At 63.7% G+C, this 21,531-nt stretch carries 17 protein-coding genes and 2 rRNA genes; 10 read left to right on the top strand and 9 right to left on the bottom strand.

What is annotated here, in order from left to right; all coding sequences use genetic code 11:
- Positions 1 to 40 precede the first annotated feature (40 nt).
- Entirely contained in the window at positions 41 to 733 is a 693-nt protein-coding gene (locus HWX39_RS23470) for a TetR/AcrR family transcriptional regulator (protein ID WP_175970200.1), read from the top strand.
- Between the two features lie 101 nt (positions 734 to 834).
- Here HWX39_RS23470 and HWX39_RS23465 read toward each other — a convergent pair whose 3' ends face one another.
- Genes HWX39_RS23465 through HWX39_RS23455 form a run of 3 tightly spaced genes read right to left on the bottom strand, consistent with a single transcriptional unit; the run spans position 835 to position 4,501 of the window.
- Complete coding sequence (locus HWX39_RS23465; protein ID WP_175970199.1) at positions 835 to 2,025, bottom strand: acetyl-CoA C-acetyltransferase; 1,191 nt, start codon at positions 2,023 to 2,025, stop codon at positions 835 to 837.
- 18 nt (positions 2,026 to 2,043) lie between these two features.
- Complete coding sequence (locus HWX39_RS23460; RefSeq protein WP_175970198.1) at positions 2,044 to 2,811, bottom strand: 3-hydroxyacyl-CoA dehydrogenase; 768 nt, start codon at positions 2,809 to 2,811, stop codon at positions 2,044 to 2,046.
- A gap of 22 nt (positions 2,812 to 2,833) precedes the next feature.
- Positions 2,834 to 4,501 (bottom strand): acyl-CoA synthetase, encoded by a 1,668-nt coding sequence (locus HWX39_RS23455; protein ID WP_175970197.1) that lies wholly within the window; start codon positions 4,499 to 4,501, stop codon positions 2,834 to 2,836.
- Between the two features lie 144 nt (positions 4,502 to 4,645).
- Here HWX39_RS23455 and HWX39_RS23450 point away from each other — a divergent pair, with 144 nt between their 5' ends.
- Entirely contained in the window at positions 4,646 to 5,665 is a 1,020-nt protein-coding gene (locus HWX39_RS23450; RefSeq protein ID WP_175970196.1) for an AraC family transcriptional regulator, read from the top strand.
- A 142-nt stretch (positions 5,666 to 5,807) separates the two neighbouring features.
- Positions 5,808 to 7,061, top strand: a complete 1,254-nt coding sequence (locus HWX39_RS23445; protein ID WP_175970195.1) for an SMI1/KNR4 family protein — start codon at positions 5,808 to 5,810, stop codon at positions 7,059 to 7,061.
- Between the two features lie 12 nt (positions 7,062 to 7,073).
- On the opposite strand, the gene HWX39_RS23440 is transcribed toward HWX39_RS23445, so the two are convergent.
- From HWX39_RS23440 to HWX39_RS23430, 3 genes are all read right to left on the bottom strand, one after another.
- Entirely contained in the window at positions 7,074 to 8,483 is a 1,410-nt protein-coding gene (locus HWX39_RS23440; protein WP_175970194.1) for a cytosine permease, read from the bottom strand.
- Positions 8,484 to 8,782: 299 nt separating this feature from the next.
- On the bottom strand, positions 8,783 to 10,174 hold the full coding sequence (locus tag HWX39_RS23435; RefSeq protein WP_175970193.1) for an aspartate aminotransferase family protein: 1,392 nt from the start codon (positions 10,172 to 10,174) through the stop codon (positions 8,783 to 8,785).
- Positions 10,175 to 10,255: 81 nt separating this feature from the next.
- Positions 10,256 to 11,761 carry an aldehyde dehydrogenase gene (locus tag HWX39_RS23430; protein WP_175970192.1) on the bottom strand — a complete coding sequence of 502 codons (1,506 nt, stop codon included), beginning with the start codon at positions 11,759 to 11,761 and terminating at the stop codon, positions 10,256 to 10,258.
- A 384-nt stretch (positions 11,762 to 12,145) separates the two neighbouring features.
- Between HWX39_RS23430 and HWX39_RS23425 the strand changes: the two genes are divergently transcribed.
- From HWX39_RS23425 to HWX39_RS23415, 3 genes are all read left to right on the top strand, one after another.
- Entirely contained in the window at positions 12,146 to 12,751 is a 606-nt protein-coding gene (locus HWX39_RS23425; protein WP_175970395.1) for a hypothetical protein, read from the top strand.
- 89 nt (positions 12,752 to 12,840) lie between these two features.
- The gene (locus tag HWX39_RS23420; RefSeq protein WP_175970394.1) at positions 12,841 to 13,212 is read left to right on the top strand and encodes a nuclear transport factor 2 family protein; all 372 of its coding nucleotides are present in this window, start codon (positions 12,841 to 12,843) and stop codon (positions 13,210 to 13,212) included.
- A gap of 109 nt (positions 13,213 to 13,321) precedes the next feature.
- Complete coding sequence (locus tag HWX39_RS23415; protein WP_175970191.1) at positions 13,322 to 13,786, top strand: GNAT family N-acetyltransferase; 465 nt, start codon at positions 13,322 to 13,324, stop codon at positions 13,784 to 13,786.
- A 50-nt stretch (positions 13,787 to 13,836) separates the two neighbouring features.
- Here HWX39_RS23415 and HWX39_RS23410 read toward each other — a convergent pair whose 3' ends face one another.
- Positions 13,837 to 15,666, bottom strand: a complete 1,830-nt coding sequence (locus HWX39_RS23410; protein WP_175970190.1) for a methyl-accepting chemotaxis protein — start codon at positions 15,664 to 15,666, stop codon at positions 13,837 to 13,839.
- Positions 15,667 to 16,197: 531 nt separating this feature from the next.
- On the opposite strand from HWX39_RS23410, the gene HWX39_RS23405 reads away from it, so the two are divergent.
- The 4 genes from HWX39_RS23405 to HWX39_RS23390 all read left to right on the top strand — a co-directional run bounded on the left by HWX39_RS23405 (position 16,198) and on the right by HWX39_RS23390 (position 18,228).
- Entirely contained in the window at positions 16,198 to 16,782 is a 585-nt protein-coding gene (locus HWX39_RS23405) for a sigma-70 family RNA polymerase sigma factor (RefSeq protein ID WP_175970189.1), read from the top strand.
- Positions 16,783 to 16,794: 12 nt separating this feature from the next.
- On the top strand, positions 16,795 to 17,103 hold the full coding sequence (locus tag HWX39_RS23400) for a hypothetical protein (RefSeq protein ID WP_175970188.1): 309 nt from the start codon (positions 16,795 to 16,797) through the stop codon (positions 17,101 to 17,103).
- 2 nt (positions 17,104 to 17,105) lie between these two features.
- The gene (locus HWX39_RS23395; RefSeq protein ID WP_175970187.1) at positions 17,106 to 17,402 is read left to right on the top strand and encodes a 4Fe-4S dicluster domain-containing protein; all 297 of its coding nucleotides are present in this window, start codon (positions 17,106 to 17,108) and stop codon (positions 17,400 to 17,402) included.
- 109 nt (positions 17,403 to 17,511) lie between these two features.
- The gene (locus tag HWX39_RS23390) at positions 17,512 to 18,228 is read left to right on the top strand and encodes a class I SAM-dependent methyltransferase (protein WP_175970186.1); all 717 of its coding nucleotides are present in this window, start codon (positions 17,512 to 17,514) and stop codon (positions 18,226 to 18,228) included.
- A gap of 156 nt (positions 18,229 to 18,384) precedes the next feature.
- Here HWX39_RS23390 and rrf read toward each other — a convergent pair.
- Positions 18,385 to 18,497 (bottom strand): 5S ribosomal RNA (gene rrf / locus HWX39_RS23385).
- A 134-nt stretch (positions 18,498 to 18,631) separates the two neighbouring features.
- Positions 18,632 to 21,513, bottom strand: a 23S ribosomal RNA gene (locus HWX39_RS23380).
- Positions 21,514 to 21,531: the final 18 nt, after the last annotated feature.

Genomic DNA, 21,531 nt, shown 5'->3' with positions numbered 1-21,531 from the left:
ATGAAGCCCAACGCGGCACGCCCGCCGCGCGAGGACAACGATGAGACATGACGAGGCGGCAACCGAAGCCACCGACAGCGACGAAACGCCTGCGCCTTTGCGGCGACGCAAGGCGCACATCCGCGAGTCCAACGAAGCGCATCTGCTCGCCTGCGCGGAGGCCGTGTTCGCAGAACGCGGGCTCGACGGCGCGAGCACCGCGATGATCGCGGAGCGCGCCGGCCTGCCGAAAGCGAACCTGCATTACTACTTCCCGACGAAGCTTGCGTTGTACCGCCGCGTGCTCGACGACCTGTTCGAGGACTGGCATCGTGCGGCCGGTTCGTTCGAGGCCGACGACGATCCCGTCGAAGCGATCGGCGCCTACGTGCGCGCGAAGATGGCGTTGTCGCGGCGGCGTCCGCTCGGTTCGAAGGTCTGGGCCAACGAGATCATCCACGGCGCGGAGCACATGCAGGACATCCTGTCGGAACGCGTGAAACCGTGGTTCGACACGCGCGTGAAGGTCATCGACGGCTGGATCGCGCGCGGGCTGCTCGCGCCGATCGACGCGCATGCGCTGATGTACCTGATCTGGGCAAGCACGCAGCACTACGCGGATTTCGATGCGCAGATCCGCGCGCTGAGCGGCAAGCGTACGTTCACGCGGAAGGCGTTCGACGAGAAGACCGAACAGGTCGTGCAGCTTGTGATTCGCGCATGCGGGGCGGTGTCGCCGCACGCGAAGGCATAGCGCGGCACCGCGATCCGCCCAAAGCGGAACGGGTATCGCACCGGTGTTTCCCGTGCGATACCCGTCGGACGCGTCGCCGCATGTGGACTACGCGCGATGCGTTACACGATGCGCTCGATCGCGATCGCCGTCGCCTCGCCGCCGCCGATGCACAGCGACGCGACGCCGCGCTTCATCCCATACGTTTCGAGCGCGGCCAGCAGCGTCACCATCACGCGCGCGCCCGATGCGCCGATCGGATGCCCGAGCGCGCACGCGCCGCCATGCACGTTGACCTTGTCGTGCGGCAGGTCGAGATCGCGCATCGCGGCCATCGGCACCACCGCGAACGCTTCGTTGATCTCGAACAGGTCGACGTCGCGCAGGTTCCAGCCGGTTTTCTCCGACAGCTTGCGCAGCGCGCCGATCGGCGCGGTCGCGAACAGGCCCGGCTTGTCTGCGTAGGTCGAATGCCCGACGATCACGGCCTTCGGCGTGAGCCCGAGGCGCTCGGCTTCCGAGCGGCGCATCATCACGAGCGCGGCCGCGCCGTCCGAGATCGACGACGCATTGGCGGCCGTCACCGTGCCGCCTTCGCGGAAGGCCGGCTTCAGCGTCGGGATCTTGTCGAGCTTCGCCTTGCCCGGCTGTTCGTCGATCGACACGACCGTTTCGGTCTTGCCGGCCTTCACGGTCACCGGCGCGATCTCCGACGCGAAATGCCCGTCGGCGATCGCGCGTTGCGCGCGCGTCAGCGATGCGATCGCGAACGCATCCTGTGCCTCGCGTGTGAACTGGTACGCCTGTGCGCAATCCTCGGCGAACGTGCCCATCAGGCGGCCTTTCTCGTACGCGTCCTCGAGCCCGTCGAGGAACATGTGATCGAGCACCTGCCCGTGACCCATGCGCATCCCCGCGCGCGCCTTCGGCAGCAGGTACGGTGCATTCGTCATGCTCTCCATCCCGCCCGCGACGGCCACGCCTGCCGAACCTGCCAGCAGCAGGTCGTGCGCGAACATCGCGGCCTTCATCCCCGAGCCGCACATCTTGTTGACCGTGGTCGCGCCCGCCGCAAGCGGCAGCCCGGCCTTCAGCGCGGCCTGCCGCGCCGGCGCCTGGCCCTGGCCCGCCGGCAACACGCAGCCGAACACGATTTCATCGATGCGCTCGGCCTGCACGTTCGCGCGCTCGAGCGCCGCGCGAATCGCTACCGCGCCGAGGTCGCTCGCGCTGGCCGCCGCCAGGTCGCCCTGAAAACCACCCATCGGCGTACGCGCCGTGCCAACGATTACGATCGGATCCTGAGTCGTCATGATTCGCTTCCTCCAGTGTCAGCGCGGTGCCATGCGCAACGCGCCATCGAGACGGATGACTTCGCCGTTCAGCATCGTGTTCCCGGCGATGTGGCGCACCAGCGCCGCAAATTCTTCCGGGCGGCCGAGCCGCGGCGGGAACGGCACGCTCTTGCCGAGCGCGTCCTGCACGTCCTGCGGCATGCCGGCCATCATCGGCGTCGCGAAGATACCCGGCGCGACCGTCACCACGCGGATGCCGAACCGCGCGAGCTCGCGCGCGATCGGCAGCGTCATGCCCACCACGCCGCTCTTCGACGCCGCATACGCGGCCTGCCCGATCTGCCCGTCGAACGCCGCGACCGACGCCGTGTTGACGATCACGCCGCGCTCGCCTTCCGCATCGGCGTCCTGCTTCGACATCGCCTCGGCGGCCAGCCTGATCATGTTGAACGTGCCGACCAGATTGATCGACACCGCGCGCGCGAAGCGGTCGAGCGAATGCGGGCCGTCGCGGCCCACCACCTTCTCGCCCGGCGCGACGCCCGCGCAGTTGACCAGCGCGTCGATGCGGCCGAACGCGTCACGCGCCGCGGCGACAGCAGCCTGACCGTCGGCTTCGCTCGTCACGTCCGTCTTCACGAAGCATGCGGCCGCACCGAGTTCGTGTGCGAGGCCCGCACCTGCCTCTTCGTTGACGTCCAGCAGCACGGCCTTGCCACCTTCCTCGACCACCATGCGCGCCACCGCGGCGCCAAGGCCCGAACCGGCGCCCGTAATCAGAAAAACGCGATCCTTGATATCCATTCGCAGTCCGTACAGTATGTGTTCAGGGTTGAGCGACCTTCTCGGCTTCCATCTTGCGCAATACGAAGCGCTGGATCTTGCCGCTCGGGGTTTTCGGCAGCGCGTCGACAAAGTCGATCGCGCGCGGATAGGCGTGAGCGGACAGCCGCCGCTTCACGTGCAGGCTCAGTTCCTCGGCCAGCGCCTGCGTGCCGTCATGGCCTTTCGACAGCACGACGAACGCCTTGACGATCTCCGTGCGCTCCGCGTCGGGCACGCCGATGACGGCAGCCTCGCTCACGGCCGGATGCTCGATCAGCGCGCTTTCCACGTCGAACGGGCCGATCCGGTAGCCGGACGACGTGATCACGTCGTCCGCGCGGCCGATGAAGCTCACGGTGCCGTCCGGCTCCAGTTCGACGTTGTCGCCGGTCCGGTAATAGCCGCCCGCGATCGCCGGCGTGTCCTGCTGCCAGTAGCCGTGGAACCACAGCAGCGGCGAGCGCGCGATGTCGATCGCCAGGTTTCCGGGCTCGCCCGGGCCGAGCTCGCGGCTCGCCTCGTCAAGCACCGCGACGCGGTAGCCGGGCATCGCCAAGCCTGCCGAACCCGCGTGGACGGCATGCGCGAGGCCGTGATGGTTGTTCACGACCATCCCGAGTTCGGTCTGGCCGTAGTGATCGTAAATCGGCGCGCCGAGCGCCGCGTCGAACCAGCGCACGACTTCCGGATTCAGCGGTTCGCCCGCGCTGCTGACCACGCGCAGCTTGCCCTGCAGTCGCGCCGCCGCTTCCGTCCCGGCCGCCATCAGCATCCGGAAGGCCGTCGGCGAGCCGGCAAGGCTCGTGATCCCGAGCCGCTCGATCACGTCGTACGTACTGTCGACCGTGAAACTGCCTTCGTGGAGCGTCGTCGCGTGGCCGAGCAGCAACGGGCCCGTGATCGCGTAATAGAGGCCGTACGCCCAGCCCGGATCGGCGATGTTCCAGAACCGGTCGCCGGCACGCAGGTCCACCGCGTCGCGCATGTACGCGCCGAACGCGAGCAGCGCGCGCAACGGCACCGGCACGCCCTTCGGCAAGCCCGTCGTGCCCGACGTCGACATCATCATGAACAGGTCCGTGCCCTTGCGCAGTACCGGTTCGAACGTGTCGGACTGCGCGTCGAGCGCCGCGAGGAAATCGATGTCGCGCTCCGGCAGCGTCTCGCCCGGCTCGCGCACCGTCGCAACGGGCGGGCAACCGGCGATCTCGTCGAGCTTCGCGCGATTCGCGAGGTTGGTCACGACCAGGCGTGCATCGCTCATGCGCAGCCGGTGCTCGATCGCTTTCGGGCCGAATGCGGTGAACAGCGGCTGATAGACGGCGCCCGCGCGCCACGTGCCGAGAATCGTCGCGACGAGTTCCGGCGTGCGCGGCAACAGGCCCGCCACCACGTCGCCCGGCTTCACGCCCTGCGCGACCAGCAGGTTCGCGACGCGTGCCGACAGCGCCTTCATCTGCGCAAACGTGTAGCTGTGGTGCTGCCCGCCGGCGTCGATCCAGTCGAGCGCGATCGCGTTCGCCGATGCGTGCCGGTCGCAGCATTCCACGCATGCGTTCAGGCCGCGCGCCAGGTCGCCGTGCAGTTGCTGCGCGGCGGTCTCGATACTGAACCGGGCCACGGCGTCGGCGTAGGCCGGCACCGCTTGGGCGGTAGCTCCATCAGACATGCGTGTCTCCTGTGCGTTATGGCCGCCGGCGAGCCAGGGGCGCGACGGGGATAGTTCGATAGTAGACAGCCCGCACATTGCAATCAATGACAAACGGAATCTAGAATCGTGATCGCTTTTGCCATGTCGGGAGGTTGCAGGAAAATGGGGCCGCAGATGATTTCACCGGATTTCGTCGACGACGCGCTCGCGTGCCTGCGCCGGCAAGGCCTTCCGACGGAGCCCGTGCTGCGCGCCGCCGGCCTGCCTGCTGCCGTACGCGAGCCCGTCACGCCGCAGCAGTACGGCAGGCTGTGGCTCGCGATCGCCGGTACGCTCGACGACGAATTCTTCGGCCTCGCCGCGCGCCCGATGCGGCGTGGCAGCTTCACGCTGCTGTGCCATGCGGTGCTGCACGCCGGCACCCTCGACAAGGCGCTGCGGCGCGCGCTGCAGTTCCTGCGCGTGGTGCTGGACGAGCCGCATGGCGAACTCGTCGTGGCCGACGGACAAGCCCAGATCGTGCTGACTCAAACGGGCGCACCCTACCCGGCGTTCGCGTACCGGACGTTCTGGCTGATCCTCCTGGGCGTCGCGTGCTGGCTGATCGGCCGGCGCATTCCGCTGCAGCGCATCGACTTCGCGTGCCCGAGCCCCGACCAGCGCGGCGACTATCACCAGTTCTTCGGCGTGCCCGTGCATTTCGACCGTCCCGACAGCCGGCTCGCGTTCAACGCCGCGTACCTCGCGCTGCCGACGATCCGCTCCGAACAAGCGCTGAAGACCTTTCTGCGCGGCGCGCCCGGCAACCTGCTCGTCCGCTACCGGCACGACACGGGCTGGGTCGCGAAGATACGCGCGCAGCTGAAAACGCTACCGGCCGCGGAGTGGCCCGACTTCGATACGCTGGCCGTGCGCCTCGGCACGACGCCCGCGACGCTGCGGCGGCGTCTGCGCAGCGAAGGGCAAAGCTTCGCGGCAATCAAGGACGAGCTGCGCGGCGCGCTGGCCCAGTCGCTGCTGCGCGGGCATGCGCTCAGCGTCGCGGAGATTGCGGCCGAGCTCGGCTTCACCGAGCCGAGCGCGTTTCATCGCGCGTTCCGGAAATGGACGGGGACGAGCCCCGGCGCGTTCCGGCGGGACGTGCATGTGGCGGAAGGCGAGCCGGGGGTGGCGAGCGGATGATGCGGCAGGCAATCGTCAACGATGCATGCCCGGTCGACACGGAAGCGCTCGCGCGACGCTGATACGATGCGATTTGCCGACTGCCGTTCGTTGTCGATGAATGACGGCAACCACCCGACCCACCCTCACTGCTCCCGCTCCGATGCCAGCCACGCTCTTTTCCGACACTGAACTGGCCGACCTGCGCGCGCACGGCATCGTGCTGTTTGCCGACCGCGTGATCTTCGACGCGCAGCCGCCGATGCCGGCCGACCAGATCGCGGCCGTGCAGGCCTGCTGTCATGGCGACCTCCCGCCCGCGCTGCTGGACCTGTGGCGCACGACGGCCGGCGGCAGCCTCGACTACGACCTGACGCTGGAGATGAACGGTCATATCGAAGGGATCGGCTGGAGCGAGCTGTTCTACAACGGCAGCGACGGCTACCACGACCTGCAGGGCTGGATCGACCATGAACTCGAACTGGCCGAGGAGGCCGCCCAAGAACACGCGCGGCCGTGGAGCGGCAGGATCGATGCGTTGCCGTTCGGCGGATGCGCATATTCCGACCGAATCTACATCGTGACGGAGCCCGACACCAAGGACCACGGCCACGTGCTCGCGTGGAAACAGGGGCTGCCGCCCGCGTGGCGCGGCGCGTTGCATGAGGACGGCCTCGCGACGATCGCGCCCGATCTGCATGCCGCCTTTCGCGCGCTGCTGCTCCACGCCGATCCGCTGGAACCCGGCGGCGAAACCGGTACCGGCGCAATGCTGCTCGAGTATGTCGACGCACGCCGGGGCGAGCATGGCCTGTCGGCGCCACTGGCGGACAAGCTGATCGCGTTCTACCGCGAAGCCGTGATCGACTGGCGCACGCCGCTTACCGACGGCACGCTCGCCGCGCAGCCGGTGCTCGCGCGTCACGCACTGCGATATGCGATCGACCGCGACAACGCGGCGCTCACCGCGCAACTCGCGCCGATCGTCGCTGATCTCGGAACCGCGTTCGCCGGCAGCTCGATTCCGATCGACTACGCGCTGCGACGTCGGAAATTTGCGGCGGCGGCCGCATTGCTCGAATCAGGCGCACCGGTCGAGCCCGATGCGCTGGTCTCCGTATCCGGCGATGTGCCGCCCGCACTGACGCGCGCGCTACTCGACGCGGGCGTGCAGCCGGATGCCGACGCGATGGCGCGCTGTATCGCCTGCGGCGGCACCGACAGCGCGCGCCTGATCGGTGCGGCACTCGCGGCACAAGGCGTCGATATGGCAGCCGCCTACCGCGCGGCGAGCGCAACGCTGCTGCGCAAGCTCACCGCCGACATCGCCCAGGTCCGCGCCGGCAAGCTCAGCCACTACCTCGGCCTCGACGGTCTCGAAGCCCACGCCGAACGCCTGCGGACATTCGTGCTGTAACGTGACGCGGATTCATCGGGAAATCCCGTCAACGCTCGCGGCAACACCCTGCATCGGCCGCGAGAACAGCTTGCAGCCCGCGTAGTAGACGAGCGACGTCAACGACAAGCCGACGATCCACGACACGTCCGCGCCGCCGAGCCGGCTCGCCAGTTCGCCCGTATAGAGATCGGTCGCCATGAACGGCGCCTGCGCGACGATGCCGATGCAATACGAACCGACGGCGACCGTATTGAAGCGTCCGTAGATACCGCCGTCCTGCCGGAAGAACGAATCGACGTCGTACTCGCCATGACAGACGAGGTAGTAGTCGACGAGGTTGATCGCGGTCCAAGGCACGAGCACATACAGCAGCAGCAGGATGAAGTTCGTATAGCCGGCGAGGAAATCGTTCTGCCCGAACAGCGCGATCGCGAGCGCGATGCCGCACAGGACGATCGCGGTGATCGCCCGCGCACGCGCCTTGCCCGACCAAGACGGAAAGAGCGTCTGCAACACCGTGATGGCCGACAGCGCCCCGCAATACAGCTCCATCGCATTGCTGGCCGCGATGCCGAACGACAGCACGACGATCACGAGTACGCTGATCCCTTGCGTGAGGCCGGTGAGGCCGCTCACGACATTGCCGTCGGGCGTCGCGAGGCCGACCAGGCAGCCGAGCAGCATCGGGAAGAACGAGCCGAGCACGCAGCCCCAGTAACTCGACCAGAACGCCGTGCGCGGCCCGGTATCGGGCGGCAGGTAGCGCGAATAGTCCGACACGTAAGGCGCATAGGCGATCTGCCACAGTGCGGCGACCGACATCGCACCCAGGAAGCCCGACAGGTTCAGCGAATGCTTCGAGAACGTATCGGCGGGCAATCCATGCACGAAAATGATCCACACGAACGCCAGCGCGAGCACGCTGCCCGAGCACCAGCTCAAAAGCCGCGCATACGCGTGGATCAGCTTGTAGCCGTAGATCGATCCGAGCAGGCTGATCAGGCCGATCGCCACGACGCCCGCATCGAGCGGAATGTCGGCGCTCAGGCTGTGCAGCGCCTGGCCGCCGAACACGCAGTTCGACGCGAAAAAGCCGACGTACATCACGACGACCAGCGCGACCACGAGCAGCGCGCCGAACGACCCGAACTGCCCGCGGGTCTGGATCATCTGCGGCACGCCAAGCTGCGGCCCCTGCGCGGAATGCAGCGCCATGAAGACCGCGCCGATCAGGCTGCCGACGAGCGTGGCAAGCGCCGCCCACCAGAACGGCTGCTTGAACACCGTGGTCGCCAGCGATCCGGTGACGATCGTCAGCATCATGATGTTCGACCCGAACCAGATCGTGAACAGATCCTTCGCGCTGCCGTGCCGCTCGGTCAGCGGAATCGGCTGGATGGTGCTTTCCTCGAGATGAGCAATGGACTCGCCCTGACGCATTTCGTCTCCTTGTTGCTGTTGTGATGTCCGTCGGTTCGGCGGCCGACGGGTAGCGCACCGTGCCTGGCTCACGCGAATCGCGCGCTCTTTGATGAATCAGCCACGCTATTCGTATTCCTTATCAACAAGCGGCCGACAGCCCCTCGCTTTATCGGACGACTGCCTTCAACGCCCGATCTTCAACCGGCCAGGGAGCCGCTGCAGTGACTGAACGCAGCCAGCCTGTCTCCGAAACGGATCCTGTGGCTCGCCGCGCTCCCGCCCGACTCTCACCGGACGGAAGCGCGTCGCCCAACCCGTCAGCAGTCGATCCCGAGCACTTCGCGCGCGGTCGCATCCACCGCCTTGCGCATCGTGTCGACCAGTTCGTCGATTTGCGCGTGATCGATCACCAGCGGCGGCGCGACGATCAGGCGGCCGTTCGTCGAACGCACGATCGCGCCGAGTTCGAACCCGACCGTCCGGCTGTGCCAGGTCAGGTCGGCCTCGTTCGCGAAGCGCTCGCGCGTCGCCTTGTTCCTCGCGAACTGGATCGCGCCGACCGCGCCCACGCCCTGGATCTCGCCGACGAGCGGATGACTGTCGAATGCGTCGCGCAGCGTCTTCTGCAGGTACGGTCCGGTATCCGTCTTCGTCCGCTCGACGAGGCCTTCGCGCTCGAGCACGTCGAGGTTGGCCAGCGCGACGGCAGCCGCGACCGGGTGCCCCGAATAGGTCAGCCCGTGTGCATAGACGCCGCCCTTGTCGACCAGCGCTTCGCCGACGCGCCGGCTCATGATCAGCCCTCCCATCGGCACGTAGCCCGAGGTCAGCCCCTTGGCCATGCAGATCAGGTCCGGTTCGAAGCCGAAGTGACGGTGCGCGAACCACTCGCCGGTGCGGCCGAAACCGCCGATCACTTCATCCGCACAAAGCAGCACGTCGTACTGACGGCAGATGCGCTCGATCTCCTGCCAGTAGCCGTCCGGCGGAAAGATCATCCCGCCGGCGCCCTGGAACGGCTCCGCGACGAATGCGGCGACGCGGTCCGCGCCGATCTCGAGGATCTTGCGCTCGAGCGACAGCGCCGCCTGTTTTCCGAATGCCTCGGGGCTCAGGTCGCCGCCGTTCGCGTACCAGTACGGTTCGTCCACGTGCGTAATGTTCGGAATCGGCAGGTCGCCCATTTCATGCATGAACGCCATGCCGCCCAGCGACGCGCTGCCCACCGTCGATCCGTGATAGCCGTTCACGCGGCCGATCAGCACCTTCTTCTCCGGCTTGCCCATCACGTCCCAGAATCGCCGCACGGTACGAATCAGCACTTCATTCGATTCGGATCCCGAATTGGTATACACCACGTGACTGAAGCGGTTGCCGAGCAACGCGAACAACCGCTCCGACAGTTCGATCACCGACGGGTGCGTCGTATGAAAGAACATGTTGTAGTAGGACAGTTCCTTCATCTGCCGCGCGGCGGCGTCGACCAGCTCCGGCCGCCCATAGCCGACGTTGGTGCACCACAGCCCGGACATGCCGTCCAGGTAGCGGTTGCCGTCGTTGTCCCATAAATGGACACCTTCGCCGCGCACCATCACGCGCGCGCCTTCCTCGTTCAGCGCCTTCTGGTCGACGAACGCATGCAGGTGATGCGCGGCGTCGCTGCGTTGATAGTCCTGCGTCGTACGATGCGGAAAATTGGGCGCATTCATAGGCGAGTCTCCGGTTCGTTTTGTGGATAAAAGGCGTTGTCGTGTTGCGCGGCGCAACCGCTTGCGGCCCGCCGAGTCGAATCAGTAACTGATCCAGGTTGTCTTGAGGCCCGTGTACTTGTCGATCGCATGCAGCGAAAGATCGCGGCCGAAGCCCGACTGGCGGAACCCGCCGAACGGCGTCTGCGCGCTCAGCGCATCGACCGTGTTGACGGACACCGTGCCGGCGCGCAGCCGGCCCGACACGCGGTGCGCGCGCGACAGGCTGCCGGTCCAGACCGACGCGGCAAGGCCATAGATCGAGTCGTTCGCGAGCCGGACGGCTTCGTCCTCGGTGTCGAACGCCATCACCGACAGCACGGGCCCGAAGATCTCCTCGCGTGCGATGGCATCGTCGTGCTTCACGTCGATGAAGATCGTCGGCTCGATGAAGTAACCCCTGCCATCGACGCGCGGCGCGCCTCCACCGATCGCGAGCGTCGCGCTATCGCGGCCGCGTGCAATCCACTCGCGCAAGCGCCGATGCTGCTGCTCGTCGACGATGGCGCCCATCCCGCTCGACGGATCGAGCGGATCACCCGGCATGAACGCGGCGGCATGCGCAATCAACCGATCGACGAACGCATCGTGAATCGAACGCTGAACCAGCAGCCGCGAGTTGGCGGAGCACACCTCGCCCTGGTTGAAGAAGATGCCGAAGCACGCCTTGCGTGCGGCCAGGTCGAGATCGTCCGTATCGTCGAAGACCAGGTTCGGGCTCTTGCCGCCGCACTCGAGCCACACCTGCTTCATGTTCGACTGCGCGGCGTACTCGAGGAATTTCTTGCCGACAGCCGTCGATCCCGTGAAGGCGAGCACGTCCACGTCGGGATGCAGCCCGAGCGCGCGCCCCGCGGTCTCGCCGTAGCCCGGCACGACGTTCAGCACGCCCGGCGGCAGCCCGGCCTCGAGCGCCAGTTCCACGAGACGCAACGCAGACAGCGGCGATTGTTCCGCCGGTTTCAGCACGACACTGTTGCCGGCCGCCAGCGCCGGCGCCACCTTCCACGCGACCATGTCGAGCGGAAAATTCCACGGCACCACGGCGCCGACGACGCCCAACGGTTCACGCGTGACGACCGCGAGGTTGCCGGGGTCGGTCGACGCGACTTCGCCATGCAGCTTGTCGACGGCTTCGCCGTACCAGCTGAACAAACCGCCCGCGGCCGGCACGTCGATGCTGAACGCGTCCGCCACGCGCTTGCCCATGTTGAGCGAGTCGAGCAACGCAAGCTCCGCACCGTGCGATGCGATGAGTTCACCCAGCCGGCAAAGCACACGCTTGCGCTGCGCCGGCGCACAGCGCGACCAGACGCCGGATTCGAACGCGTGACGCGCGGCACGCACTGCATCGTCGACGTCCGGTGCATCGCACGATGCGACTTCCGCGATGACCGCCTCCGTCGCCGGATTGATCGCGGCGAACGTCCGGCCGCTTCGAGCCGGCACGCTGCGGCCGCCGATATGCGCGAGCGTCCTCGGGATGATTTGTGCCGCGAGACGTCTCCAGTCCGCATGCTGATGATTTTCTGCCGAAGTTGGGTTCATTCAAGGCTCCGTTTTGACGACCAGGCGTTTGTGCGTTGTTCTCCGCCTGAACTCGACCCGACGAAAGACACCAGCGGGCACGACCGATGCCCATGAGCGCCGCGCATTGCCGCAGTCGTCCGGTTGGCCAACTGTCGGTCGTCAAAAAGAGATTTGAAAGAACAGTTTTTCTTCTCATTGAAGAGGTTATTTCTATTCATCCTGCCGTCGTGCAGCGGGTTTTGCTGCCACGCCGCGATCCCGGCGCCGTTTGTTTGGGCGCGACCCCGTCGGCTTTCCGGTGGGATTCGACGTGTCGCCCACGGCGGCACCCGGCCGGTACGACGTTGCGCCTCGGCCCGTCCGACCACACGCTGGTCGGCCTGCGCGAACGAGGACGCGCCGATGATGCGTGTCGATCAGGGCGCCGCATCGATCTTTGGCACGATCGGAACGGCCGTGTCTTTGCCGGCGGCGATTCCGTACTCGCTCGCGATCTACCGGCGCACGGTTCGTCCGCATCTGTTCACATGGCTCGTGTGGTCGGTCGTCACGGCGATCGCGGCTGCCGGCCCGTTCGTCGCGGGTGCCAGGCCGTCCGCGTGGTGCACGACAGCCATTGCCGTTACATGTTTGCTGACGCTGGTGGCAAGCCGCTTTCGCGGCGAACGCGGCGGAACGCGCCTCGACTGGTTTTTCCTGATCGCGGCCCTGTCGGCCATTCCGCTGTGGATGTTGACCGACGCCCCGACGATCTCGATCTGTCTGGTCGCGCTGATCGAGCTTGCTGGCCTCGGCCCGACCGTCCGCAAGACGATCCGCGATCCGTGGAGCGAGAGCCTCGCGTATTTCGCGCCGTGCGTGCTCAAGTACATGCTGGCGCTGCTGGCCCTGAGCACGTGGAGCGTCGCGGTCGCTGTCGCGTTCTACCCGGCCGTCAACGTCATCGCGTCGGTCGGCATCTACGGAGTGATGCTCGTCCGGCGTCAATCGCTGTCGAACACGCGATAGACAATATCCGTCGGTGCGGTATGTTCGTTGCTGCCGTTGCTCGCCGATATGAGCACCACCAACCTTCAGAGACGATGCGAGGCCCTGAAATGGATGCAATCCGTACAGCCATCGAACCCAGCGAAGCCGCGCTTCGTGCCGCGATGCTGACCAACGATGTCGAAGCGCTCGATGCGTTGCTGGACGACGATCTGGTGTTCACCGTTCCGACCGGCCAGATCATCTCGAAAGAAGACGATCTGGCCGCTCATCGCGCGAAGCTGCTGCGTCTCGACAGGCTCGATGTGCAGGAAACGCGCGCATGCGCGATCGGCGAGATGATCCTGACCACGACGAAAGCGATACTCGCCGGCCATTTCGACGGCGCGGCGTTCGACGGCGTGTTTGCCTATACTCGGCTATGGCGTCGATCGCGCGCCGGCTGGCGCGTCGTCGCCGGGCATGCATCGCAGGTCATGTAGCCGCGTCGAGCTCGCGCGCCCTTCGAGCCGGCGAGCCGCGAATCCGGAGTGGAATGGATGCGAGCCGGACGATACCTCGAAGAAGGTATCGACCATGACAGGAGACGACATGCACCAATCATTCACCCTACGTGCCGCCCGTACCGCGGACGCGAACGAACTCACGCGACTGGCTCGCATTTCGAAAGCACACTGGGGCTATCCGGAGGACTGGCTCGACTTGTGGCAGCGCGATCTCACGATTGCGCCGGAGACGATCGACGGGTCGATCGGTTACGTCGCGGAATCCGGAGAGGCAATCATTGGATTCTGGATCAGGGCGTCTTCGGAATCGGATCGCCCGACGCCCGGATGGCTGTTCGTTCATCCCGACCACATGCGCCGCGGTGTCGCCCGGGCACTGTGGGAAGCAGTCCGCCGGGAAAGCGCCGCGAGAGGGATCAGAAGCTTCGTGATCGAAGCGGATCCCAATGCGGTTCCGTTCTATCTGGCGCTCGGGGCTGAAAAAATCGGCGAAAAGGAATCGGGCGTCGTCCCGGGCAGGTTCTTCCCGATCCTGCGGATCACGATCTGATCGCAACGCCTGTCGGGCGCTGCAACCAGACATACCCGTGTCGCCCCCTCTCAGGCTGGCTGCAACGTCCTCGCACGACTGTCCTCGAGCTTGAACTCGCCGACCGTCTGCGCGAGCTTCGCGGCCTGCTCGCGCAGCAACGTCGCGGCTGCCGCCGACTGCTCGACGAGTGCCGCATTTTGCTGTGTCGCATTGTCGAGATGCGACACCGCCTGATTGACCTGCTCGAGCCCGGTGCTCTGCTCCTTCGCGGCGACGGTAATTTCCGCAATGACGCTCGTGATGCTGCGCACGCCCTCGACGATTTCGTTCATCGTCGCACCAGCCGTCTGGACGAGTCCCGAGCCACCCTCGATCTTCTCGACCGACGAGTGAATCAATTGCTTGATTTCCTTGGCGGCCTGCGCGCTACGCTGCGCGAGCGCGCGCACCTCGCCCGCGACGACCGCGAAGCCCCGGCCGTGCTCGTTTGCACGTGCGGCCTCGACGGCAGCGTTCAACGCGAGAATGTTGGTCTGGAACGCGATGCCGTCGATCACGCCGACGATGTTGGCGATTTCGCTCGACGCTTGCGTGATCTCGTTCATCGTCGAGACGACCTCGCTGACGACCGTGCCGCCGCGCACCGCGACGTCCGACGCCGATTCCGCCAGACGGCTCACCTGGCTCGCGGCATCGGCCGAGTTGCGGGCCGTGCCGGCGATCTCCTCGAGTGCTGCGGCGGTTTCCTGCAAGCTCGATGCGGCATGTTCGGTCCGGCCCGACAGATCCTGGTTGCCCTGCGCGATCTCGGCGCTCGCGAGGTTGACGGATTCGCTGAATTCGCGAATCTGCAGCAGGATCGTACTGATCTTTCCGGCGAACAGGTTGAACGCATGCGCGATCTGCGCGGCTTCATCCACGCCGTCGGCGGGCAGGCGTTTCGTCAGGTCGCCGCTGCCGCTCGAGACATCCGTGAGCGCGTCGCGGACCAGCAAAATGCGCTTGAAGGCCGCGTTCGTCATCGCACCGACGAGCGCCGCGGCGATGATGGCGACGATCAGGATCGCTGCCAGCGTCGTCGTCGCGACCGCGCGCATGCCGGCCGTCACGTCCGCCTTGTCGAGCGCGAGCACGAGGGACCAATCGGTACCGGCGATCGGCTGGGCGCGCATCAGCTTGGTTGCCCCGTCGATGTCGACGGCGACGGGCTCGGACGCTGTTTGCAGCGCGCCGAGGTGGTCGGCGTCGAGTGCGGGCGAAAGACCGGTTGCGGGCTTCATGATCAGGTCGGTCTTGGCCGACGCAATCACGCGCCCGCTCTTGTCCACCAGGAATGCGAAGCTCGCCGGTGTCGGGTGAACCGAGGTCACTATCGAACTCACGCTCTCCATGAACAGGCTGGCGGCCAGTACGCCCTTCACCGTGCCGTCGCGCACCACGGGCACCGCGAACGCAACAGCCGGCTTGCCGCTCGTCGCATCCCGGTAGAGGGCCGTCACGACCAGGTGGCCCGCGCCGACGGCCTGCTTGTACCATGGACGTGCTGTCGGGTCGTAGCCGGGCGCGAGCGGCACGTTCGAGAACGCGGTCTTGTCCGGCAGGCCGAGCGTCAACACCTCGAAGCCGCCCGACTTGCCGAGCAACTTCAGCGCCGGCAGCGGGTCGCCCTCGCCGATCGAGATCGTGTCCGCGAGTGCCTGGGTTTCCCGGCCCCGGCTGGCCACCCATTCATTGATCGCAAGCGCGTGCCCGGCGAGGATCGACTTGTGATTCTGGTCGATTGCCTCGTCGTTGTGTTGCTTGACCACGTAATAGACCAGGCCGCCTGTAACGGCCAGCGCCGTGACCACGATGGCGACGCAAGTCGCAAGTATCCGAGCACGAATCGAGGACAACATGATGACTTCGATCTCCGTTACCGCGTTGTTTGAATAGGGTTGCCGAAAACAGGCAACGTCCTGTTTAACGACTGCGATCGCGGGAACTTAAGGCCTGACTGGCCAGACCAGTGCGGGCGAAGGCTCGGCAGATGCGCGGATTGGGGGACGGACGGGCTGATCCGGCAAGATCGGATACCGCTCCGACTGACTGGGCGCGTAGCGGGGAGCCCTGATGAACTGGCCACGATCGCCGGGATACGCGGACGGTTGTCATGTGCCGGTTCGGCGAAGGGCTGAGGATCTGTCTGCATCGCGATCCGGTGGCTCCCTCATGGGCAGTTGCAGGATGGCATCCGGTCAACGGATCGAAGCAACAGACGGGATGAGGGCCCCATCCCTTTCCCTGGCAGGCGTGTTCGACGGGGCGCCTACGATGCATGTTCCGCTGGCTGGATCAGCGATAAATGGCATGCCCGCAAAGCTGGCGTGTTCAGCGGCAGATTTTTACGCTCGTCACAATATTCGCGCGCCTGAAACGTCTTCAAGCGCATGGAATCGCCACCCACTTCGCACACGATGACCGACCCAGACCGCGACATCACTGCGACAGTGATGCGTGAACGAACGAGGCTAGTGAATTTTATCCGGCGTCGGATACGCGATCCGGACGATGCCGAGGACATCCTGCAGGATGTGTTTCACGAATTCGTCCAAGCCTATCGGCTTCCTGCGCCAATTGAACAGGTGAGTGCATGGCTTTTCCGTGCCGCGCGTAACCGCATCGTTGACCGCTTTCGCAAGAAGAAGGAGCAGCCGCTGGCCGACCTGTCCGAGGTCGACGATGACGCGGACAGCGAGTATCGCCTGGACCTCGCGCTACCAGCGCATGATGCCGGCCCCGAAGCACTCTACGCTCGCACGGTAGTGCTCAAGGCGTTGCAGGATGCGCTCGACGAGTTGCCGGCGAACCAGCGTGAGGTATTCATCACACACGAGTTGGAGGGCCGGTCCTTCAAGGAAATGGCCGCACAAAGCGGTGTCGCGCTCAATACGCTGCTCGCTCGCAAACGCTATGCGGTCTTGCATTTGCGTGCCCGACTGCAACCCATTTATGACGAATTGGATAACACCTAAAGGAATCGACAGATGAATTACCGAACCAGATGTGCAGGCAAGGCGCTGCTCGTGTTGATCGCGATTGGCGTGCTCGGATGGGTCGTCATGATGTTATGGAACTGGGTGATTCCGGCGCTATTCGTCGGCGCCCGTACGATCGACTTCGCCCATGCGCTGGGCCTGCTCGTGCTGAGCCGCATCCTGTTCGGCGGATTCCGCGGACACCACGGCTGGCGCGGCCGGCGTCACTGGCGCAAGTGGGAATCCATGACACCCGAAGAACGCGAGCTTTTCCGGACCGCGTGGCGATCCGGTAGCAACCGGCCCACGGGAGAGTGAACGTGCGCGAAAAATCAACGGGCGACTGCAAACAGAAACCGGGCGTGATAGCGCCGGTCGTCGATCTGAAACGCTGTGAAGGCAAGGGGGCTTGCGTCGCGGTGTGTCCCGAGAGCGTGTTCGAGATTCGGCGCATCGACCAGGCCGATTACCTCGGCCTTGCTCTGATGCATCGCCTGAAGCTGCGTATGCATGGAATGAAAGTCGCCTACACGCCAAACGCGGATGCCTGCCGTTCATGCGGATTGTGTGTGACGGCGTGCCCCGAACGCGCCATCACGCTCGCCCGAACGGCATAGCAACATCCGTGTATCACCGATATCGAGCGACAGCGCAGCGACCCTGACGGGAGAGGCTGTCGCTGGCTGGATACAGCGTCGACCGGATCAATCGCGTCAAGGAACGCATATGACTTCACCCACCATCGCTCTTCTGCAACGGCTCCACGAAGAGAGCCGAACCGAAATCATCGCCCGCGCCCGCGCGCAGTTCCAGGGATCGAACGAGGTTTTTCTGTCGTTAGCCGAGGAATACGACGCGATCGCTCCCCGTCTGCGAGGGCGGTTTCTCGAAACGTTCGGGCTGTCCAGCGACGACTTCGAGTCCCCGGAAGGCGGTCGGCTGTCGTTGGCCGTGTCGCCGGAAACGGGGGGATTTTTACGCAACATGGCGCTCTCGCAACGGCCGGCCAGAATCCTCGAACTCGGCAGTTCATGCGGCGTGTCCACGCTGTATTTCGCCGACGCGCTGCGCATGTTGGGCCGTGGCGTGATCGTCGCGACCGAGTGCGATGCGCTCAAGTGCGCACGATTGCGCGCTCACGTCAGAACAGCGGGCCTGGACGCCTATGTCGACATGCGGGAGGGCGACGTATTCGAGACCGTTGCCGAACTCGACGGTGTTTTCGACATGGTGTTTATCGACGTATGGGCCGATGCCTATCTGAAGCTGTTCAAGCAGATCGAGCGCCTGCTGCACCCCGGATCGGTCGTACTGGCCGACAACATGTACACAGCCGAGGACGCCGTTCGACCGTACAAACACTACCTCGACAACGACCCGCGGTTTTCGACCACGACCCTGGACTTTGAATCGGGGGTTGAATTTACAGTCGTCGTTTCTTGAGTGGGGGAGCCGTCATTGCTCGAGAACGGCAGGCGCCTGAATCAGCGCATTCGTCGTCTCGGCTCCAGCCAGGCCGTCCATCCCGATCCCCCGTGCATTTCCTTCGCGCCAATGCAAAAACCCCCGCCTTTCGGGCGGGGGTTCTTGGCTTAGGGAGCCTGACGATTACCTACTTTCACACGGGAATCCGCACTATCATCGGCGTAGAGTCGTTTCACGGTCCTGTTCGGGATGGGAAGGGGTGGGACCGACTCGCTATGATCATCAGGCAAAGAGGGTTGTTCTGCTAGCGTGGCCAACAGAACCAATCTGGGAAGAAGCAGTAATTTTTGAGTTGTGTGTATCACACACGAGAATCCAACTTGTCCGACGCGCTGTTATCAGCGCGAGGCAGACTTGTTATAGGATCAAGCCTTACGGGCAATTAGTATCAGTTAGCTGAACGCATTACTGCGCTTACACACCTGACCTATCAACGTCCTGGTCTCGAACGACCCTTCAAGGGGATCTAGTCCCCAGGGATATCTCATCTTAAGGCGAGTTTCCCGCTTAGATGCTTTCAGCGGTTATCTCTTCCGAACATAGCTACCCGGCGATGCCACTGGCGTGACAACCGGTACACCAGAGGTTCGTCCACTCCGGTCCTCTCGTACTAGGAGCAGCCCCCTTCAAATATCCAACGCCCACGGCAGATAGGGACCAAACTGTCTCACGACGTTTTAAACCCAGCTCACGTACCTCTTTAAATGGCGAACAGCCATACCCTTGGGACCGGCTACAGCCCCAGGATGAGATGAGCCGACATCGAGGTGCCAAACACCGCCGTCGATATGAACTCTTGGGCGGTATCAGCCTGTTATCCCCAGAGTACCTTTTATCCGTTGAGCGATGGCCCTTCCATACAGAACCACCGGATCACTATGACCTGCTTTCGCACCTGCTCGACTTGTCGGTCTCGCAGTTAAGCACGCTTATGCCATTGCACTATCAGCACGATTTCCGACCGTACCTAGCGTACCTTCGTACTCCTCCGTTACGCTTTGGGAGGAGACCGCCCCAGTCAAACTGCCTACCATGCACTGTCCCCGACCCGGATCACGGGCCAAGGTTAGAACCTCAAACAAACCAGGGTGGTATTTCAAGGACGGCTCCACCGAAACTAGCGTTCCGGTTTCATAGCCTCCCACCTATCCTACACAGATCGGTTCAAAGTCCAATGCAAAGCTACAGTAAAGGTTCATGGGGTCTTTCCGTCTAGCCGCGGGTAGATTGCATCATCACAAACACTTCAACTTCGCTGAGTCTCGGGAGGAGACAGTGTGGCCATCGTTACGCCATTCGTGCAGGTCGGAACTTACCCGACAAGGAATTTCGCTACCTTAGGACCGTTATAGTTACGGCCGCCGTTTACCGGGACTTCAATCAAGAGCTTGCACCCCATCATTTAATCTTCCGGCACCGGGCAGGCGTCACACCCTATACGTCCACTTTCGTGTTTGCAGAGTGCTGTGTTTTTATTAAACAGTCGCAGCCACCAGTTTATTGCAACCCCTTCACCCTCCTGGCGCAGGCCAGTCAAGCTACAAGGGCGTACCTTATCCCGAAGTTACGGTACCAATTTGCCGAGTTCCTTCTCCCGAGTTCTCTCAAGCGCCTTAGAATACTCATCTCGCCCACCTGTGTCGGTTTGCGGTACGGTCATCGTTAGACTGAAGCTTAGAGGCTTTTCTTGGAACCACTTCCAATTGCTTCGCTCCCTAAGGAGCTCGCGCCACACCCTTGAATCCTGCGCCCGGATTTGCCTAAGCGCCTTCTCCAATGCAGCGACCGGGACTTCCAACACCCGGACAACCTTCCGCGATCCGTCCCCCCATCGCATCTAACAATGGTGCAGGAATATTGACCTGCTTCCCATCAGCTACGCATTTCTGCCTCGCCTTAGGGGCCGACTCACCCTACGCCGATGAACGTTGCGTAGGAAACCTTGGGCTTACGGCGAGGGGGCCTTTCACCCCCTTTATCGCTACTCATGTCAGCATTCGCACTTCCGATACCTCCAGCACGCTTTTCAACGCACCTTCGCAGGCTTACGGAACGCTCTCCTACCATGCGAGCAAAGCTCGCATCCGCAGCTTCGGTATATAGCTTAGCCCCGTTACATCTTCCGCGCAGGACGACTCGATCAGTGAGCTATTACGCTTTCTTTAAAGGGTGGCTGCTTCTAAGCCAACCTCCTGACTGTTTTAGCCTTCCCACTTCGTTTCCCACTTAGCTATATTTGGGGACCTTAGCTGGCGGTCTGGGTTGTTTCCCTCTTGACACCGGACGTTAGCACCCGATGTCTGTCTCCCGTGATTGCACTCTTCGGTATTCGGAGTTTGCTATGGCGGGGTAATCTGCAATAGACCCCCCAACCATGACAGTGCTCTACCCCCGAAGGTGAGACACGAGGCACTACCTAAATAGTTTTCGGAGAGAACCAGCTATTTCCAAGTTTGTTTAGCCTTTCACCCCTATCCACAGCTCATCCCCTAACTTTTCAACGTTAGTGGGTTCGGACCTCCAGTACGTGTTACCGCACCTTCATCCTGGCCATGGATAGATCACTTGGTTTCGGGTCTACGCCCAGCAACTGAACGCCCTATTCGGACTCGCTTTCGCTACGCCTGCCCTATACGGTTAAGCTTGCTACTGAACGTAAGTCGCTGACCCATTATACAAAAGGTACGCCGTCACCCCTTACGAGGCTCCGACTGTTTGTATGCATGCGGTTTCAGGATCTATTTCACTCCCCTCCCGGGGTTCTTTTCGCCTTTCCCTCACGGTACTGGTTCACTATCGGTCGATCACGAGTATTTAGCCTTGGAGGATGGTCCCCCCATCTTCAGACAGGATTTCACGTGTCCCGCCCTACTTGTCGCACACCTAGTTCTTTCATACTGTTTTCGCCTACAGGGCTATCACCTGCTATGGCCGCACTTTCCAGAGCGTTCGGCTAACAATACAAATAAAGAGTGCAAGGCTCATCCCATTTCGCTCGCCACTACTTTGGGAATCTCGGTTGATTTCTTTTCCTGCGGTTACTTAGATGTTTCAGTTCACCGCGTTCGCTTCACTAGACCTATGTATTCAGTCTAGGATGACCCAAAAGGGCCGGGTTTCCCCATTCGGACATCTACGGATCAAAGCTCGTTTGCCAGCTCCCCGTAGCTTTTCGCAGGCTACCGCGTCCTTCATCGCCTGTGATCGCCAAGGCATCCACCACATGCACTTGTTCGCTTGACCCTATAACGAGTCTGTCTC

Source organism: Burkholderia sp. BCC0322, from assembly GCF_902833045.1.
Lineage (GTDB): Bacteria > Pseudomonadota > Gammaproteobacteria > Burkholderiales > Burkholderiaceae > Burkholderia.
The sequence above is the reverse complement of the archived record's forward strand: the minus strand, read 5'-3'. Positions and strand labels throughout refer to the sequence as shown.

Excerpts from the sequence above, each read along its gene's own strand:
- HWX39_RS23470 (WP_175970200.1), top strand. The coding sequence starts at position 41 with ATGAGACATGACGAGGCGGCAACCGAAGCCACCGACAGCGACGAAACG.
- HWX39_RS23465 (WP_175970199.1), bottom strand. The coding sequence starts at position 2,025 with ATGACGACTCAGGATCCGATCGTAATCGTTGGCACGGCGCGTACGCCG.
- HWX39_RS23460 (WP_175970198.1), bottom strand. The coding sequence starts at position 2,811 with ATGGATATCAAGGATCGCGTTTTTCTGATTACGGGCGCCGGTTCGGGC.
- HWX39_RS23455 (WP_175970197.1), bottom strand. The coding sequence starts at position 4,501 with ATGTCTGATGGAGCTACCGCCCAAGCGGTGCCGGCCTACGCCGACGCC.
- HWX39_RS23450 (WP_175970196.1), top strand. The coding sequence starts at position 4,646 with ATGGGGCCGCAGATGATTTCACCGGATTTCGTCGACGACGCGCTCGCG.
- HWX39_RS23445 (WP_175970195.1), top strand. The coding sequence starts at position 5,808 with ATGCCAGCCACGCTCTTTTCCGACACTGAACTGGCCGACCTGCGCGCG.
- HWX39_RS23440 (WP_175970194.1), bottom strand. The coding sequence starts at position 8,483 with ATGCGTCAGGGCGAGTCCATTGCTCATCTCGAGGAAAGCACCATCCAG.
- HWX39_RS23435 (WP_175970193.1), bottom strand. The coding sequence starts at position 10,174 with ATGAATGCGCCCAATTTTCCGCATCGTACGACGCAGGACTATCAACGC.
- HWX39_RS23430 (WP_175970192.1), bottom strand. The coding sequence starts at position 11,761 with ATGAACCCAACTTCGGCAGAAAATCATCAGCATGCGGACTGGAGACGT.
- HWX39_RS23425 (WP_175970395.1), top strand. The coding sequence starts at position 12,146 with ATGATGCGTGTCGATCAGGGCGCCGCATCGATCTTTGGCACGATCGGA.
- HWX39_RS23420 (WP_175970394.1), top strand. The coding sequence starts at position 12,841 with ATGGATGCAATCCGTACAGCCATCGAACCCAGCGAAGCCGCGCTTCGT.
- HWX39_RS23415 (WP_175970191.1), top strand. The coding sequence starts at position 13,322 with ATGCACCAATCATTCACCCTACGTGCCGCCCGTACCGCGGACGCGAAC.
- HWX39_RS23410 (WP_175970190.1), bottom strand. The coding sequence starts at position 15,666 with ATGTTGTCCTCGATTCGTGCTCGGATACTTGCGACTTGCGTCGCCATC.
- HWX39_RS23405 (WP_175970189.1), top strand. The coding sequence starts at position 16,198 with ATGGAATCGCCACCCACTTCGCACACGATGACCGACCCAGACCGCGAC.
- HWX39_RS23400 (WP_175970188.1), top strand. The coding sequence starts at position 16,795 with ATGAATTACCGAACCAGATGTGCAGGCAAGGCGCTGCTCGTGTTGATC.
- HWX39_RS23390 (WP_175970186.1), top strand. The coding sequence starts at position 17,512 with ATGACTTCACCCACCATCGCTCTTCTGCAACGGCTCCACGAAGAGAGC.